Genomic DNA, 14,202 nt, shown 5'->3' on the forward strand with positions numbered 1-14,202 from the left:
CGAAGCCCTGGCCTCCTCCGTCCAGGAGGCCGGGGCTTCGTCATGTCCAGGAGACCTGGACTTCGTCACGTCCGGCGTGCGAGGCCGGTTCAGGGGGCGAGGCCGAGCCGGACCGCGATGCCGTCCAGGACGCAGTCGAGGCCCGTCTCGAACTGCCAGGCCGCGTCGTCCTTGCGGCCCGCCGCCAGCGCGTAGCGCCGGTAGGCCGGGTAGCGGCCGGTCTCCATCAGGTACGTCATCTGCGGCGCGAGCCCTTGGCGCGCGTCGTCGCCGCTGGTCCAGCCGTTCTCCTCCATGTACTGGCGCAGCGCCACCTCCGACTGGCTGACGCCGTGCACATAGGCGCCGACGGTGCGGAAGGCCGCCATGATCGTGTCGGCGTCGAGGCCGTGCCGCTCCAGCGCGGCGAGCTGCCGCTCCGCCATCGCCATCCGGTTGGGCGTCAGGGCGAAGTGCGGCGTGGGGAGCTGGGCGAGCCAGGGGTGGTCCAGCATCAGGAGCCGGCTCGCGACGGCGTACGCGCGCAGCACCTCCCGCCAGCCGGTCACCTCCGCGGGCACGACGATCTCGGCCGTCACCCGGTCGACCATGAGCGCCCACAGGTCGTCCTTGCCGGAGACGTGGCGGTAGGCGGCCATGGGCGCGACGCCCAGCTCGGTGGCGAGGCGGCGCATGGTGACGGCGGCGAAGCCTTCGGCGTCGGCGACCTTCACGGCGACTTCCGCGATCTTCTGTGGCGTCAGCGCGGCACGCTGCGTGGCTGCCGGGCGCTCCATGCGCTCCCAGAGCGAGACGTCGGGTTCGCTCTTCTTCTGTGTGGCCATGCGTACACCGTATCCCCAGTAGACGCCGTACACATCGATGTGTACGTTGTACGCACAGGATACGCCGTACACATTCCGTCCGCCCGCAACGCGCACACCCCAGGGACACCCCCATGACCGTGAACCTCTCTGCCGCACCGACCCCGGCCCCGGCCCCGGCCCCGCTCCGCGTCGCCGTCCTCGTCGGCAGCACCCGCGAAGGCCGCTTCGCCCCCGTCGTCACCCAATGGATCAAGGGCCATATCGACCAGCGCGCCGACATGACCGTCGACGTCGTCGACCTGGCCGAGACCCCGCTCCCCACGGTCCTCCCGGCCTTCGGCCAGCCGCCCGCGCCCGGCACCGAGGAAGCCCTCGCGCTGGTCTCCCCGTGCCTGGCGGCGGCCGACGCCTTCGTCTTCATCACGCCGGAGTACAACCACAGCTATCCCGCGTCCCTGAAGAACGCCATCGACTGGCACAACAAGGAGTGGCACGCCAAGCCGATCGGCTTCGTCTCCTACGGCGCCATCTCCGGCGGCCTGCGCGCGGTCGAGCACCTCCGCGTCGTGATGGCCGAGCTGAACGCGACGACCATCCGCAACACGGTCAGCCTGCACAACGCGTGGGGCCTGTTCGACGACGAGCAGCGCATGACGGAGCCCGCGAGCGACGCCGCCGTCAAGGTCATGCTCGACCAGCTCGCCTGGTGGGCCCTGGCACTCCGCGACGCCAGGGCCACCCGCCCGTACGCCGCCTGACGCCACGCCACGCCACGCCCAGAATCCGGGGGGACCGATGACCCAGCCCACGAACCAGCACGCAGAACCCGCCCCGACGCCCGCCCCGACACACCAGCCGGACACCCCCGAACTCCCGTCCCGCCTCGCCGTCCTCGGACTCCTGCTCGGCATCATCCTGGCGACGCTCGACGGCACGATCGTCGGAACCGCGCTCCCGACGATCGTCGGGGACCTCGGCGGCCTCGGCCACTTCTCCTGGGTGGTGACGGCCTATCTCCTCACCACCGCCGTCTCCACCCCGATCTGGGGCAAGGCCGGCGACCTGTACGGCCGCAAGGGCAGCTATCTGACCTCGATCATGGTCTTCCTGGTCGGCTCCGTGCTCTGCGGACTCGCCCAGAACATGGAGCAGTTGATCGCGTTCCGCGCCCTCCAGGGGCTCGGCGCGGGCGGCCTCTTCGTGGGCGCGCTCTCCCTCATCGGGACGCTGCTCCCGCCCGCGCAGGCCGGGCGCGCGCAGTCGATGATCGGCGTGCTGCTGCCGGTCGCGATGATCGGCGGCCCGCTCCTCGGCGGCTTCCTCACCGACCAGCTGGACTGGCGCTGGGTCTTCTACGTCAACGTGCCCGTCGGCATCGCCGCGCTGCTGCTCGTCGGTGTCCTCGTCAAGCTGCGCGGCGAGCGCCGCACGGCCCGGATCGACTACGCGGGCACCGCCTTCCTGACGGCCGGCATCCTGGCGCTGACGCTGCTCGGGACGTGGGCCGGATCGACGTACGACTGGCTCTCCCCGCAAATCGCCGGTCTCGCGCTGCTCGCGGCGGCCGCGCTCGCCGCCTTCGTACGGGTGGAGCGGCGCGCGCCCGAACCGATCGTCCCGCCCCGCCTGTTCCGCGACCGCAACTTCACGCTCGCGCAGATACTCACCTTCCTCGCGGGCGCGGCGATGCTGGGCGCGGCCAGCTATCTGCCGCAGTACATGCAGTTCGTGCGCGGCATGTCGTCGACGGAGAGCGGCCTCCTGCTGCTGCCGCTGATGCTGGGCATGATGGGCGCGCAGCTGTACATCGGCCGGGCGGTGGGGAACGGCGGCGGGTACCGGGCGTATCCGATCGTGGGCGGCGTCGTCGCCACGGCGGGTGCCCTGGCTCTCCTTGCGGTCGGCGTGGACACGGCCACGGCGGTGGCGTCCGCGCTGACGTTCGTCCTCGGTGCGGGCCTCGGCTGTCTGCTGCAGCCGTCGCTGCTGATCACCATGAACAGCGCAGAGCTCCGTGACATGGGGGCGGCCAGCGGCACGAACACGCTGCTGCGCACCATCGGCGGCTCGCTCGGCGTCGCGGTCCTCGGCTCGGTCTTCACCGGCCGCCTGACCGACACCCTCACGGACCGGCTCGGCCCGGACGGGGAGCGTCTCGCGGGCGGCCACGAGCTGACCCCCGCGGTGCTCGGCACCCTCCCCGAGCCGGCGCGCGACGCCTTCCGGGCCGGGGTCACCAGCGGCCTGCACGGCGTCATGATCGGCACGGCCGCGCTCTGTGCGGCCACCTTCGCGGCCGCCTGGCTGATCCGCGAGGTGCCGCTGCGCTCGCGGCCGACCGGCTCCTAGCGGGGCAGCAGCGGGCCCACCACAGGAAGCTCGCCGAGGGACGCGCCGCTGGCCAGCGGACCGGTGGCGATCGCGGTGCTGACCGGCTTGAAGTCGGCGACCTGCGTGCCGAGCGTGTTGCTGAGCGGGTCGACGCTGGTGTTGGCCAGCGGGTCGAGCTGGAGGTCCCTGACCGGGGCGAGCCCGCCCTTCGTCGAGTGCTCGAGCGCCGTCACGAGGCCCTTCACCGGGCTGCCCGCGTCGATGTCCTCGAGCGGCGCGGCACCGGCGACCCCCGTGCCGCCGACACCGAGGGCGGCTCCCGCGGCGGTGACGGTGAGGCCGACGCGCAGCAGTGCGCGCGAGCGGGCCCGGGGGGACTTGTTCACTGAGTGTCGTGCCATGGGTAGCGCCCACATCCGTAGGTGTCGAGTAATCAGGCGAGCACGTAGCGTAGTTGAGTGGTGGCGTGCGTACCAAAGGCCGACTCGCCGCGTGGGCTCCGCAACTTCCCGTTCCGGTTGATAATGACTCCCGACCACGCTGACGAGCCGTGTCGGGAGATGCGGTCCACCCCAGGTGCAAAGGTTCACAGAATTGGGCTCCCATCCCCCGATACCGACCCGCGTCGTGCTGCTCACGGGCCCCTCAGGCTCGGGGAAGTCGTCGTTCGCCGCCCGCTCCGGGCTGCCCGTCCTGTGCCTCGACGACTTCTACAAGGAAGCCGGCGATCCGACGCTGCCTCAGGTCCCTGGCAGCGCCGACATCGACTGGGACTCCCCGGCCTCCTGGGACGCGGACGTGGCGGTCGCCGCCATCGAGGAGCTGTGCCGGACGGGGCACACGAAGGTTCCGGTGTACGACATCGCGACCAGCTCGCGCGTCGGCCAGGAGGTGCTGGACATCCAGCGCACGCCGCTGTTCATCGCGGAGGGCATCTTCGCGGCGGACATCGTGGAGCGGTGCCGGGAGCTCGACGTGCTGGCCGACGCCATCTGTCTGCGGGGCCGTCCCTCGACCACCTTCCGGCGGCGGCTGCTGCGGGACCTGCGGGAGGGCCGCAAGTCCGTGCCGTTCCTGCTGCGGCGGGGGTGGCGGCTGATGCGGGCCGAGCGCGCCATCGTGACCCGGCAGGCCGCGCTGGGGGCGCACCCCTGCGGGAAGGACGAGGCACTGGGCCGGGTCGCGGCCGCCGCGGCGGGCCGCTGCGTGCAGGCACGGGCCGGGGCCTCGTAGCCGGCGGGGGCAGCTCCCGGAAAACAGCGCAGGAGGACCGGAAAGCAGCAGGGCCGGAAAAGCAGAAGGACCGGAAAGACCCCCCGGCCTTCCGGTCCTCCACTTGATCCCCCCGTGCTTTCCCCCGTGCTCCGCCGCGTCCCCCCGGAGCGACGGCCCCCGTACTCCCCCCGTGGAGCCCGTGCGCGGCTGACGCCGCGGGCCCCGATCCTCAGGCGACCAACTCGCCGAAGGACTCCTCCTGGTCACGGCCGAAGCTGAGGACCTCGTCCTCGCGCAGCCGGCGGAGCGACCGCCAGATGCTGGACTTCACCGTGCCCACGCTGATGTCGAGGATGTCCGCGATCTCGGGGTCCGTACGACCCTCGTAGTAGCGGAGCACGAGCATCGTCCGCTGCAGTTCGGGGAGGCGGGCCAGGGCCTGCCAGAGAACCGCGCGCAGCTCCGTGCCGCGCATCGCGTCCGTGTCGCCCACCGTCTCCGGCAGCTCCTCGGTCGGGTACTCGTTCAGCTTGCGGCGGCGCCACGCGCTGATGTGCAGATTGGTCATGGTGCGGCGGAGGTAGCCCCCGACCGCGGCCTTGTCGCTGATCCTGTCCCACGCCCGGTACGTCGAGAAGAGGGCGCTCTGCAGCAGGTCCTCGGCCTCGAAGCGGTCGCCGGTCAGGTGGTAGGCGGTCGCGTACAGGGAGGCGCGGCGCTCCTGGACGTAGGCGGTGAACTCCGCCTCCGACAGGGACTTCCGCTCCCCCGAGCCCTCCCCGTACGCGGCTCCCCCGTGAGCCCCGTGCCCGCCCTGACAGGTGTCGACCACCGTCATGTACGCGGCGTGCTGACGCCCGGTGCCGCGAGCGCACCCCCGCCCGCTCACGGCACCGGACTTCTCAGACCCCCGCCCGACGTCGTGAAGACGCGTGACAACTGCGCTTGAGCTGGTGCTGTGCAGCGTGTTCATCTTGCGCCCCCCGTCGGTGGAGTCCCGCTTCTTGCGTGTGACCAGAACTCTGCCGGACCCACTTCATGACGGTGTCCGCCGACTGTCACAGGCCTGTCACAGGGGCCGGGGACGCCTTCCACCTGTGAAGGTCACGTGTGGGTGCGGGGTTCTGCCGCTCAATGAGGACCCGGGGAAGCTCCAGCAGTCGTACTGGGGCCGTGACATGGGACAGAATGACGTCCGTGCCTTCCCTGTTGCTGATCGAGGACGACGACGCCATCCGGACGGCCCTGGAGCTTTCGCTGACGCGCCAGGGGCACCGGGTGGCCACTGCTGCCACCGGCGAGGACGGCCTGAAACTGCTCGGTGAGCAGCGGCCGGACCTGATCGTGCTGGATGTGATGCTGCCGGGCATCGACGGCTTCGAGGTGTGCCGTCGCATCCGGCGCACCGACCAGCTGCCGATCATCCTGCTGACCGCGCGCAACGACGACATCGACGTGGTCGTGGGCCTGGAGTCCGGCGCCGACGACTATGTGGTCAAGCCCGTGCAGGGGCGGGTCCTGGACGCGCGGATCCGCGCGGTGCTGCGGCGCGGCGAGCGGGAGGCCAACGACGCGGCGACGTTCGGTTCGCTCGTCATCGACCGGGCCGCGATGACCGTGACGAAGAACGGCGAGGACCTGCAGCTCACGCCGACCGAGCTGCGGCTGCTCCTGGAGCTGAGCCGCAGGCCCGGCCAGGCCCTGTCGCGGCAGCAGCTGCTGCGTCTGGTGTGGGAGCACGACTACCTCGGCGACTCGCGGCTCGTCGACGCGTGCGTGCAGCGGCTGCGCGCCAAGGTCGAGGACGTACCGTCGTCGCCGACCCTGATCCGTACGGTGCGCGGCGTCGGTTACCGGCTGGACTCCCCTCAGTGACCAAACCGCAGGACAAGCTCCGCGGCTGGGCCGCGGCACGCAAGGCCATACTGGCGGGGCTGCGCTTCACGAGCCTGCGGCTCAGGCTCGTCGTGGTGTTCGGTCTGGTGGCGCTCACCGCCGCCGTCTCCGCGTCCGGCATCGCGTACTGGCTCAACCGCGAGGCCGTGCTGACGCGCGCGCAGGACGCGGCGCTCAAGGACTTCCGGCAGCAGATGCAGAACCGCGCGGGCGCGCTGCCCGCCGATGCCTCGCAGGACGAACTGCAGGCGACCGCCGAGCAGATGGCGAACAGCGGCCAGCGTTACAGCGTGCTCCTGGTCGGCGAGAAGAAGGGCGGCGGCCAGATCGTCGGCTACAGCGACCTGGACGCGTTCACGCTCGCCAAGGTGCCGCAGTCGCTGCAGGAGGCCGTGACCGAGAAGCAGCCGCTCACCTCAGGCAACAAGAGCCCCTACCACCTGTACTGGCAGCGGACCGTCAACCACGGCACCCCGTACCTGGTGGGCGGCGCCACGGTGATCGGCGGCGGCCCGACCGGTTACATGCTCAAGTCGCTGGAGCCGGAGGCGAAGGACCTCAGTTCGCTCGGCTGGTCCCTCGCCATCGCCACGGGGCTCGCGCTGATCGGCTCCGCGCTGCTCGCGCAGGCCGCGGCGACGACCGTCCTGAAACCCGTGCACCGGCTCGGCGTCGCCGCGCGGCGGCTCGGCGAGGGCAAGCTGGACACCCGCCTCCGGGTGTCCGGTACGGACGAACTCGCCGACCTGTCCCGTACGTTCAACAAGACCGCGGAGAACCTGGAGAAGAAGGTCGCCGACATGAGCGCCCGCGAGGAGGCGTCCCGGCGCTTCGTCGCCGACATGTCGCACGAGCTGCGCACCCCGCTGACCGCGATCACCGCGGTGACGGAGGTCCTGGAGGAGGAGCTCGACGCGGAGACCGGTTCCGTGGACCCGATGATCGAGCCGGCCGTCCGGCTCGTGGTGAGCGAGACCCGCCGCCTGAACGACCTCGTGGAGAACCTCATGGAGGTCACCCGCTTCGACGCGGGCACCGCGCGCCTCGTCCTGGACGACGTCGACATCGCCGACCAGATCACCGCGTGCATCGACGCGCGCGCCTGGCTCGACGCGGTCGAGCTGGACGCCGAGCGCGGCATCACCGTCCGGCTCGACCCGCGCCGCCTCGACGTGATCCTGGCGAACCTCATCGGCAACGCCCTCAAGCACGGCGGCTCCCCGGTCGAGGTGTCGGTGCGGCTGGCGGACACCAAGCTGGTCATCTCCGTACGCGACCACGGCCCCGGCATCCCGGAGGACGTGCTGCCGCACGTCTTCGACCGGTTCTACAAGGCGAGCGCGTCCCGGCCGCGGTCCGAGGGCAGCGGCCTCGGCCTCTCCATCGCCCTGGAGAACGCGCACATCCACGGCGGCGAGATCACCGCGGCCAACTCTCCGGAGGGCGGCGCGGTCTTCACGCTGTGGCTGCCACAGCACGACGAAGCCGACGACGAAGCAGCCGCCGAGGACGACGAGCGCGCCGAAGGGGGCCAGGCATGAACGGGCGCCGGATGCGGTCCTTCGCCGCCGCGGCGGGGCTGACCGCCGTGCTCGCCGGGTGCGGGATCAGGTCGACCGAGGTGCCGACCGACTACGGCGCCGCGCCGTCGCGGGTGCCGTGCGTCATGTCGGGCTCCGGCATCGCCTCGCGGTCGGGCAGCGGCGTGCCGGTGGAGGTCTACCTGGTGTGCGCGGCCCAGCTGGTGAACGTCGACCGCGAGCTGCAGCTGCGCACGGACAAGGCGACCACCGACCGGGTCCGTATCGCCCAGGCGCTCCTCGACGAGCTGGCGGCGCCGCCCTCGGAGCCGGAGAAGCAGGCGGGCTTCGCCACCGACGTGCGGGGCGGCACCACCGTCTCCGGGCCGCGCGCGGGCGACCCTGAGGAGGCGCTGCGCCTGAGCTCCCGGCCGGAGGACCTGTCCGCGTTCGCGCTGGCCCAGATCGTGTGCACGCTCGCGGGCAACGCGGCGTCGGGCGATCACGCGGTGGTCATGGGCGGCCCAGGGGACATCCCCCTGCGGAGCTACGAGTGCACCGCCGAGGTCCGGTCCCGGCCGGGCACGGTGGCGCCGCCCGTGAAAACCGTCCAGTAGCCGTCGGCGGGTACGCGGAACCGATCCTGCCGCCTCTGACGTCCTGGGGGGTGTGCGTCAAGGCTCGGGCGGCCACGGTGCCGCCATCCGCTTCCGTGCGGCGGGGGGATTCCTCCTCGTCGCACATCTTCTGCTCGTCGGGTGGATCACGCTGCGTCCGCTGGACGTCCCCTGGGTGAGCGCCGCGAATCTGCGGCCACTCGCCGGGATCAAGGCGGATCTGGCGCTCGGCGGTCTCCAGGCCGCCCGCCGGATCGGTGAGAGCGTGCTGCTGCTCGCCCCGCTCGGGGTGCTGCTGCCGCTGGCCGGCGGCCGTGTCGCGGTCTCGCCGTGGGGTTCGCTGGTCCGCACGGTCGCCGCCGGGGCACTGCTCTCGCTCGGCATCGAGCTGCTGCAGACCGGGGTCCCAGGTCAGGTCGTCGACATCGACTCGCTGCTCCTGAACACGCTCGGGGTGGCGGTGGCGCACCTCGCGGTCGTGCCCGCGGTCCGGGCCAGGCTCCGTCGCGGTGAGGACGGCGGGAGCCGTGCGCCCCTCCCCCGGGAGGACGTGTCTCAGGGGTCGACCCCGACGATTCCCAGGGTCGGTATCGCACCGTAGAGCGACGCTTTGACCCGCTTCGCGAACGTACTGTCGAAGTATCGGGGCACACGAGAAGCCTCGTACCGACGTTCGCGAAGGAGCCCGACATGACCGCCCTTGCCCGCCCCACCCACGGCCGGATGATCGGCGGAGTGTGCGCTGCCCTGGCCAAGCGCTTCGGCACCTCCGCCACGACCATGCGCGTGATCTTCGTGGTCTCGTGCCTGCTGCCGGGCCCGCAGTTCCTGCTCTACATCGCGATGTGGATCCTGCTGCCCTCGGAGAGCAAGGCCCGCCAGGCCTGGTGACGACAGCACGATGGGGCGCCCCTCTTCGGAGGGGCGCCCCATCGGCGTACGCGGAGGCGGGTCAGCCGAGCGGCAGGCCGTTGATGCCGGTGCCGCCGAGCGGCAGGCCGCCGAGGAGGCCCGAGACCGGGGAGGTCGGGCCGCCCGGCTTGGGGCCCGCGGTCTTGTCGAGCGCGGGCTTGGTGGCGTTCAGGCCGCTGCCGAGGGCGTTCTGCCCGGCGGACAGGGACTCGGTGGCGCCGGCGGCGGGGACCACGGAGGAGACGGGGCCGAGGGCGGCGGCCGGGTCGGCGACGGCGGGAGCGGCGTTCGCGGCGCCGGCGCCCGCGGCGGCGAAGGCGGCGCCCAGAGCGGCGACACCGAGGGTCTTGGCGGCTGACTGCTGCTTCATCTTCTATGCGTCCTTGCGTCTTCTGCTCAGGGATTCGAGCGGCGGATCGGGGAGGGGGGTTGCGCGGTTCAACGACCGTAAGCAGCCCCGATCACGGTTCAGGGGCAAAGGAAAAGCGGCCGGGAGAGAGATCTCCCGGCCGCCCACCCGCCGCGCGGACGCGGACACATCGCGTCAGCCGGCGGCAGAAGCGCTGGTCGAGACGGTCTGACGGAACAGCCATTCGGACTTCAGCTCGGCATAGCCGGGCTTGATCACGTCGTTGATCATGGCCAGTCGTTCATCGAAAGGAATGAATGCTGATTTCATCGCATTGACTGTGAACCACTGCATGTCGTCGAGCGTGTAGCCGAACGTGCCGACCAGGTGCTCGAATTCGCGGCTCATGCTGGTGCCCGACATCAGGCGGTTGTCGGTGTTCACCGTCGCGCGGAAGTGCAGCTTGCGCAGCAGCCCGATGGGGTGCTCGGCGTAGGAGGACGCGGCGCCCGTCTGGAGGTTGGACGTCGGGCAGAGCTCCAGCGGGATCCGCTTGTCCCTGACGTACGACGCGAGGCGGCCGAGCTTCACCGTGCCGTCGTCGGCGATCTCGATGTCGTCGATGATGCGCACGCCGTGGCCGAGCCGGTCGGCGCCGCACCACTGCAGGGCCTGCCAGATCGACGGCAGGCCGAAGGCCTCGCCCGCGTGGATCGTGAAGTGGTTGTTCTCGCGCTTGAGGAACTCGAAGGCGTCGAGGTGGCGGGTGGGAGGGAAGCCCGCCTCGGCGCCCGCGATGTCGAAGCCGACCACTCCGAAGTCGCGGTAGCGGTTGGCGAGTTCGGCGATCTCCAGGGCGCGGGCCGCGTGCCGCATGGCGGTGAGCAGCGCGCCGACGCGGATGCGGTGGCCGTTGGCCTTGGCGCGGCGCTCGCCCTCGCGGAAGCCTTCGTTGACCGCCTCGACGACCTCTTCGAGGGTGAGGCCCTGCTCCAGGTGCTGCTCGGGGGCGTACCTGATCTCGGCGTAGACCACGCCGTCCTCGGCGAGGTCCTCGGCGCACTCGGCGGCGACGCGCTTGAGGGCGTCCTTCGTCTGCATCACCGCGCAGGTGTGGGCGAAGGTCTCCAGGTACCGCTCGAGGGAGCCGGAGTCGGCCGCCTCGCGGAACCAGATCCCGAGCTTGTCGGGGTCGGTCTCGGGGAGGTTCTCGTAGCCGCAGTCGCGGGCGAGGTCGACGATCGTGCCGGGGCGCAGGCCGCCGTCGAGGTGGTCGTGCAGAAGCACCTTGGGGGCACGGCGGATCTGCTCGACGCTGGGCGTTTCACGGTCCGTGTGACCGGTCGTGTGTGTCTGGCTCGTCATTTCGGCACTCTAGCGCCTACGCGCGTAGAACTCACTGGTCGATACGTAACAGTGACCCTGCGGACGGGTGGCGTACACCATGGCTTCTGACACTGTTCTGTCATGGCACAGCAAGGGACCGCGGGGCCGGCGGGCGCGGCCAGGCTCGGGCGCGCGATCGGGACGGCGCCCTCGGCGGTGGGCGGAGCGGTGCTCCTGCTGCCCGGCGGCACCGAGACCTCCACCCGCAGACCGTCGCCGCTGGCGGCCGCCGGCGTGCGCGCGCTGGGCCGCAGACTGGCCCACGACGGGCGCGAGGCCGGCCTCGTCACGCACGTCGTGCACTACCGCTGCCGGGGCTGGAACGGCGCGCAGGCGGAGCTGGCCCGCGACACGGCCTGGGCGGCGGACGAGATCGTACGTCTCTACGGCGACGTCCCCGTCTGTCTCGCCGGAGTGGACATGGGCGGCCGTGCCGCGCTCCGCGCGGGCGGGCACGAGGCCGTCAACTCCGTCCTCGCGATGGCGCCCTGGCTGCCGGAGGACGACGTGGCCGCGCCACCCGAACCGGTGAAGCACCTCGCGGGGCGGCGGGTCCTCATCGTGCACGGCACGAACGACGAGCGGACCGACCCGGAGCTGTCGTTCCGGTTCGCCGAGCGGGCGAAGAAGGCGAACCGCGACGTGTGCCGGTTCGAGGTGCACTCCGACGGGCACCGGCTCCAGCAGCACCAGTCCGAAGTCCTCGCGCTGGCCTCGGACTTCGTGCTGGGTGCACTGTTCGGGACGGGCTTCGCCCGTCCCCTGGAGGACGCGTTGGCCGCTCCTCCGCCGCTCGGGCTGCGGATGCCGTTGGCCTCCGGTTTCGGGCAGTCACTCAGGCACTGAGAGGCTCTGCTGCTGCAGCAGCTTTCCCTTCCTGCTCAGCAGGAACTCCTTGAACGCCGCCACCGGCGGGGTGTCCGGGTGGCCGCCCAGCCAGGCCACGCCGATCTCGCGCACCGCCCGCTGCCCGGTCACCGTCAGCTCCACGACCCCGGGCCGGGGCACGGCGGGCGGCGGCAGCAGGGCCACGCCGAGGCCCGCCGCGACCAGGCCGCGCAGCGTCTCCGCCTCCTCGCCCTCGAAGGCGACGCGGGGCTTGAAGCCCGCGTCCCGGCAGAGGTCGTCCGTGATGCGGCGCAGGCCGTAGCCCGGCTCCAGGGTGACGAAGGCCTCTTCGGCGGCCTCGGCGAGGCGGATCCGCTTGCGGGAGGCCAAGCGGTGGTCGTCGGGGACGACCAGGCGCAGGCGCTGTTCGTCGAGGCGGCGGGCGACCAGGTCCGGGGCGTCGGGCACGGGTGAGGTGAGGCAGAGGTCGAGCTCGCCGGCGCGCAGCCGCTCGATCATCGCCTCGCCGTAGTTCTGGACCAGGCTGAAGCGCACGCGCGGGTGGTCGGCGCGGAAGGCGCGGATCAGTCCGGGCACCGTCTCGGAGCCCATGGTGTGCAGGAAGCCGAAGGCGACCTTGCCGGTCTCCGGGTCGGCGTCGGCGCGCACCGACTCGGCGGCCCGCTCGACCTCGCCGAGCGCCCGCTCGACCGAGGCGAGGAAGGTGCGGCCCGCCGGAGTGAGCGAGACGGTGCGGCCGCGGCGCGCGAACAGGTCGACGCCGAGGTCCCGTTCGAGCCGGACGAGGGCGCGGGAGAGCGTCGACTGGGGGATGCGCATCTGCTGGGCGGCGCGCGTGACGTGCTCGGTCCTGGCGGCCCCCGCGAAGTACGCGAGGCGAGGCGCGAGCAGCGCCACGATGTCCTCCACGTCACTGTTCTGTGACACGCGCGGCTGTGACCTCTGCTGATGCTGCATGGGAACGATTATGGCGATTCCATGCATTGGACGCATCAAAAAACCGGCCGTACGTTCGTGGCATGCCTCCTGCCAGTAGCGGGGCGACCGCCACCCACGCGGCCGCCCTCCCCTCGTCGTCCCCCGCCGCCGATTCCCGTCTGACCCCGGGCGGACCCGGCTACCGCCGGATGAGCTTCGCGCTCTTCCTCGCGGGCGTCGCCACCTTCGCCCTCCTCTACTCCACGCAGGCCCTCCTGCCGCTCGTCTCCACGGACTTCGGCGTGAGCGCGAGCACGGCGAGCTGGACGGTGTCGGCGGCCACGGGCGCACTGGCCCTCTTCGTCCTTCCGCTGAGCGCGCTCAGCGAGCGCTACGGGCGGCGCGCGGTGATGACGGCCTCGCTGACCGTCGCCGTCGCCGTGGGACTCATCGTCCCCTTCGCCCCCTCGGTCGAGGTGCTGATCGCGCTGCGCGCCGTGCAGGGCGCGGCACTCGCCGGGCTCCCCGCCTCCGCGATGGCGTTCCTCGCCGAGGAGGTGCGGCCGAAGGCGCTGGTCGCCGCGATCGGCATGTTCGTGGCGGGCAACTCCATCGGCGGCATGAGCGGGCGGATCGTGACCGGCTGGGTCGCGCAGGCCTGGGGCTGGCGTGCGGCGGTCGGCGTGGTCGGTGTCATGGCGCTGCTGTGCGCGGTCGCCTTCCGGGTGCTGCTGCCCGCGCCGCGGCACTTCACCGCGGGCACGCTCAGCCCCAAGTCCCTTGCCCGCACGGTGCGTACGCATCTGTCGAACCCGCTCCTGTGCAGGCTGTACGCGATCGGGGCGCTGTTCATGACCGTCTTCGGGGCGGTCTACACGGTGATCGGATACCGGCTGACCGAGGCGCCGTTCTCGCTCCCGCAGGGCGTCATCGGCTCGATCTTCCTGGTCTACCTCGTCGGTACGGTCTCGTCGGCGGCCGCGGGGAAGCTGGTGGCCCGGCTCGGGCGGCGCGGGGCGCTGTATCTGGCGGTGAGCACGACGGCCGGCGGGCTGCTGCTCTCCCTCTCCTCCTCGCTGGTCCTCGTCCTGCTCGGCCTCGTGCTGATCACCGCCGGTTTCTTCGCGGGCCACGCGGTCGCGTCCTCTTCGGTGAGCCGTACGGCCACGACCGGGCGGGCGCAGGCGTCGGCGCTCTACCAGTCCGCGTACTACCTGGGTTCCAGCGCGGGCGGCACGCTCGGCGCGGTCGCCTTCCACGCGGGCGGCTGGGCCGGGACCGTCGGGCTCGGCGTCCTCGCGGTGCTCGGCGTCGTGTCGGTGACGGTGTGGGGCTCGCACGCGGCGCGGACGGAGCGGCGGCGCAACCTCGTGGCCCGCTCCTGCTGATTTCACCTGCGGGTT

At 71.9% G+C, this 14,202-nt stretch carries 16 protein-coding genes; 10 read left to right on the forward strand and 6 right to left on the reverse strand.

Going from position 1 to position 14,202, the window contains the following annotated elements; all coding sequences use genetic code 11:
* Positions 1-89: 89 nt before the first annotated feature.
* Positions 90-824 carry a TetR/AcrR family transcriptional regulator gene (locus tag ACZ7LU_RS14855; RefSeq protein ID WP_398300546.1) on the reverse strand — a complete coding sequence of 245 codons (735 nt, stop codon included), beginning with the start codon at positions 822-824 and terminating at the stop codon, positions 90-92.
* A gap of 113 nt (positions 825-937) precedes the next feature.
* Here ACZ7LU_RS14855 and ACZ7LU_RS14860 point away from each other — a divergent pair, with 113 nt between their 5' ends.
* Complete coding sequence (locus ACZ7LU_RS14860) at positions 938-1,564, forward strand: NADPH-dependent FMN reductase (RefSeq protein WP_471916865.1); 627 nt, start codon at positions 938-940, stop codon at positions 1,562-1,564.
* 37 nt (positions 1,565-1,601) lie between these two features.
* On the forward strand, positions 1,602-3,155 hold the full coding sequence (locus tag ACZ7LU_RS14865; RefSeq protein ID WP_471916866.1) for an MDR family MFS transporter: 1,554 nt from the start codon (positions 1,602-1,604) through the stop codon (positions 3,153-3,155).
* Here the strand turns inward: ACZ7LU_RS14865 and ACZ7LU_RS14870 are convergent.
* Positions 3,152-3,538: a hypothetical protein gene (locus ACZ7LU_RS14870; protein ID WP_398300540.1), complete on the reverse strand. Its 387-nt coding sequence runs from the start codon at positions 3,536-3,538 to the stop codon at positions 3,152-3,154. The two genes, ACZ7LU_RS14865 and ACZ7LU_RS14870, sit on opposite strands and share 4 nt — an antisense overlap.
* 193 nt (positions 3,539-3,731) lie before the next feature.
* On the opposite strand from ACZ7LU_RS14870, the gene ACZ7LU_RS14875 reads away from it, so the two are divergent.
* Positions 3,732-4,370, forward strand: coding sequence for a uridine kinase family protein (locus tag ACZ7LU_RS14875; protein ID WP_468087722.1), 639 nt, complete (start codon positions 3,732-3,734; stop codon positions 4,368-4,370).
* Between the two features lie 211 nt (positions 4,371-4,581).
* Here ACZ7LU_RS14875 and ACZ7LU_RS14880 read toward each other — a convergent pair whose 3' ends face one another.
* The gene (locus tag ACZ7LU_RS14880; protein WP_398300536.1) at positions 4,582-5,325 is read right to left on the reverse strand and encodes a SigE family RNA polymerase sigma factor; all 744 of its coding nucleotides are present in this window, start codon (positions 5,323-5,325) and stop codon (positions 4,582-4,584) included.
* Between the two features lie 224 nt (positions 5,326-5,549).
* Here ACZ7LU_RS14880 and afsQ1 point away from each other — a divergent pair, with 224 nt between their 5' ends.
* From afsQ1 to ACZ7LU_RS14905, 5 genes are all read left to right on the forward strand, one after another.
* Positions 5,550-6,227: a two-component system response regulator AfsQ1 gene (gene afsQ1 / locus ACZ7LU_RS14885; protein WP_398300534.1), complete on the forward strand. Its 678-nt coding sequence runs from the start codon at positions 5,550-5,552 to the stop codon at positions 6,225-6,227.
* Positions 6,224-7,789, forward strand: coding sequence for an ATP-binding protein (locus ACZ7LU_RS14890; protein ID WP_468087724.1), 1,566 nt, complete (start codon positions 6,224-6,226; stop codon positions 7,787-7,789). The genes afsQ1 and ACZ7LU_RS14890 overlap by 4 nt, the downstream gene beginning before the upstream one ends.
* A complete protein-coding gene (locus ACZ7LU_RS14895; protein WP_471916867.1) occupies positions 7,786-8,385 on the forward strand; it encodes a hypothetical protein in 600 nt (199 codons plus the stop codon). The genes ACZ7LU_RS14890 and ACZ7LU_RS14895 overlap by 4 nt, the downstream gene beginning before the upstream one ends.
* 43 nt (positions 8,386-8,428) lie before the next feature.
* Positions 8,429-8,986 (forward strand): VanZ family protein, encoded by a 558-nt coding sequence (locus ACZ7LU_RS14900; protein ID WP_468315976.1) that lies wholly within the window; start codon positions 8,429-8,431, stop codon positions 8,984-8,986.
* A gap of 89 nt (positions 8,987-9,075) precedes the next feature.
* Complete coding sequence (locus ACZ7LU_RS14905) at positions 9,076-9,276, forward strand: PspC domain-containing protein (RefSeq protein ID WP_268773123.1); 201 nt, start codon at positions 9,076-9,078, stop codon at positions 9,274-9,276.
* Positions 9,277-9,337: 61 nt separating this feature from the next.
* On the opposite strand, the gene ACZ7LU_RS14910 is transcribed toward ACZ7LU_RS14905, so the two are convergent.
* On the reverse strand, positions 9,338-9,667 hold the full coding sequence (locus ACZ7LU_RS14910; RefSeq protein ID WP_468087727.1) for an ATP-binding protein: 330 nt from the start codon (positions 9,665-9,667) through the stop codon (positions 9,338-9,340).
* 174 nt (positions 9,668-9,841) lie between these two features.
* Entirely contained in the window at positions 9,842-11,011 is a 1,170-nt protein-coding gene (locus tag ACZ7LU_RS14915) for an adenosine deaminase (protein WP_468087729.1), read from the reverse strand.
* A gap of 102 nt (positions 11,012-11,113) precedes the next feature.
* Between ACZ7LU_RS14915 and ACZ7LU_RS14920 the strand changes: the two genes are divergently transcribed.
* Positions 11,114-11,878, forward strand: coding sequence for an alpha/beta hydrolase (locus ACZ7LU_RS14920; protein ID WP_468087731.1), 765 nt, complete (start codon positions 11,114-11,116; stop codon positions 11,876-11,878).
* Here ACZ7LU_RS14920 and ACZ7LU_RS14925 read toward each other — a convergent pair.
* Positions 11,864-12,838, reverse strand: a complete 975-nt coding sequence (locus ACZ7LU_RS14925; RefSeq protein ID WP_471916868.1) for a LysR family transcriptional regulator — start codon at positions 12,836-12,838, stop codon at positions 11,864-11,866. The genes ACZ7LU_RS14920 and ACZ7LU_RS14925 overlap by 15 nt on opposite strands.
* Positions 12,839-12,900: 62 nt before the next feature.
* On the opposite strand from ACZ7LU_RS14925, the gene ACZ7LU_RS14930 reads away from it, so the two are divergent.
* Entirely contained in the window at positions 12,901-14,187 is a 1,287-nt protein-coding gene (locus ACZ7LU_RS14930) for an MFS transporter (RefSeq protein WP_471916869.1), read from the forward strand.
* Positions 14,188-14,202: the final 15 nt, after the last annotated feature.

The sequence above is a fragment of the Streptomyces sp. NPDC039462 genome, assembly GCF_055639375.1.

What these genes read in the sequence shown, in the direction of transcription:
- ACZ7LU_RS14855 (WP_398300546.1), bottom strand. Translation starts at nt 824, where the DNA reads ATGGCCACACAGAAGAAGAGCGAACCCGACGTCTCGCTCTGGGAGCGC.
- ACZ7LU_RS14860 (WP_471916865.1), top strand. Translation starts at nt 938, where the DNA reads ATGACCGTGAACCTCTCTGCCGCACCGACCCCGGCCCCGGCCCCGGCC.
- ACZ7LU_RS14865 (WP_471916866.1), top strand. Translation starts at nt 1,602, where the DNA reads ATGACCCAGCCCACGAACCAGCACGCAGAACCCGCCCCGACGCCCGCC.
- ACZ7LU_RS14870 (WP_398300540.1), bottom strand. Translation starts at nt 3,538, where the DNA reads ATGGCACGACACTCAGTGAACAAGTCCCCCCGGGCCCGCTCGCGCGCA.
- ACZ7LU_RS14880 (WP_398300536.1), bottom strand. Translation starts at nt 5,325, where the DNA reads ATGAACACGCTGCACAGCACCAGCTCAAGCGCAGTTGTCACGCGTCTT.
- ACZ7LU_RS14895 (WP_471916867.1), top strand. Translation starts at nt 7,786, where the DNA reads ATGAACGGGCGCCGGATGCGGTCCTTCGCCGCCGCGGCGGGGCTGACC.
- ACZ7LU_RS14905 (WP_268773123.1), top strand. Translation starts at nt 9,076, where the DNA reads ATGACCGCCCTTGCCCGCCCCACCCACGGCCGGATGATCGGCGGAGTG.
- ACZ7LU_RS14910 (WP_468087727.1), bottom strand. Translation starts at nt 9,667, where the DNA reads ATGAAGCAGCAGTCAGCCGCCAAGACCCTCGGTGTCGCCGCTCTGGGC.
- ACZ7LU_RS14915 (WP_468087729.1), bottom strand. Translation starts at nt 11,011, where the DNA reads ATGACGAGCCAGACACACACGACCGGTCACACGGACCGTGAAACGCCC.
- ACZ7LU_RS14920 (WP_468087731.1), top strand. Translation starts at nt 11,114, where the DNA reads ATGGCACAGCAAGGGACCGCGGGGCCGGCGGGCGCGGCCAGGCTCGGG.
- ACZ7LU_RS14925 (WP_471916868.1), bottom strand. Translation starts at nt 12,838, where the DNA reads ATGCAGCATCAGCAGAGGTCACAGCCGCGCGTGTCACAGAACAGTGAC.
- ACZ7LU_RS14930 (WP_471916869.1), top strand. Translation starts at nt 12,901, where the DNA reads ATGCCTCCTGCCAGTAGCGGGGCGACCGCCACCCACGCGGCCGCCCTC.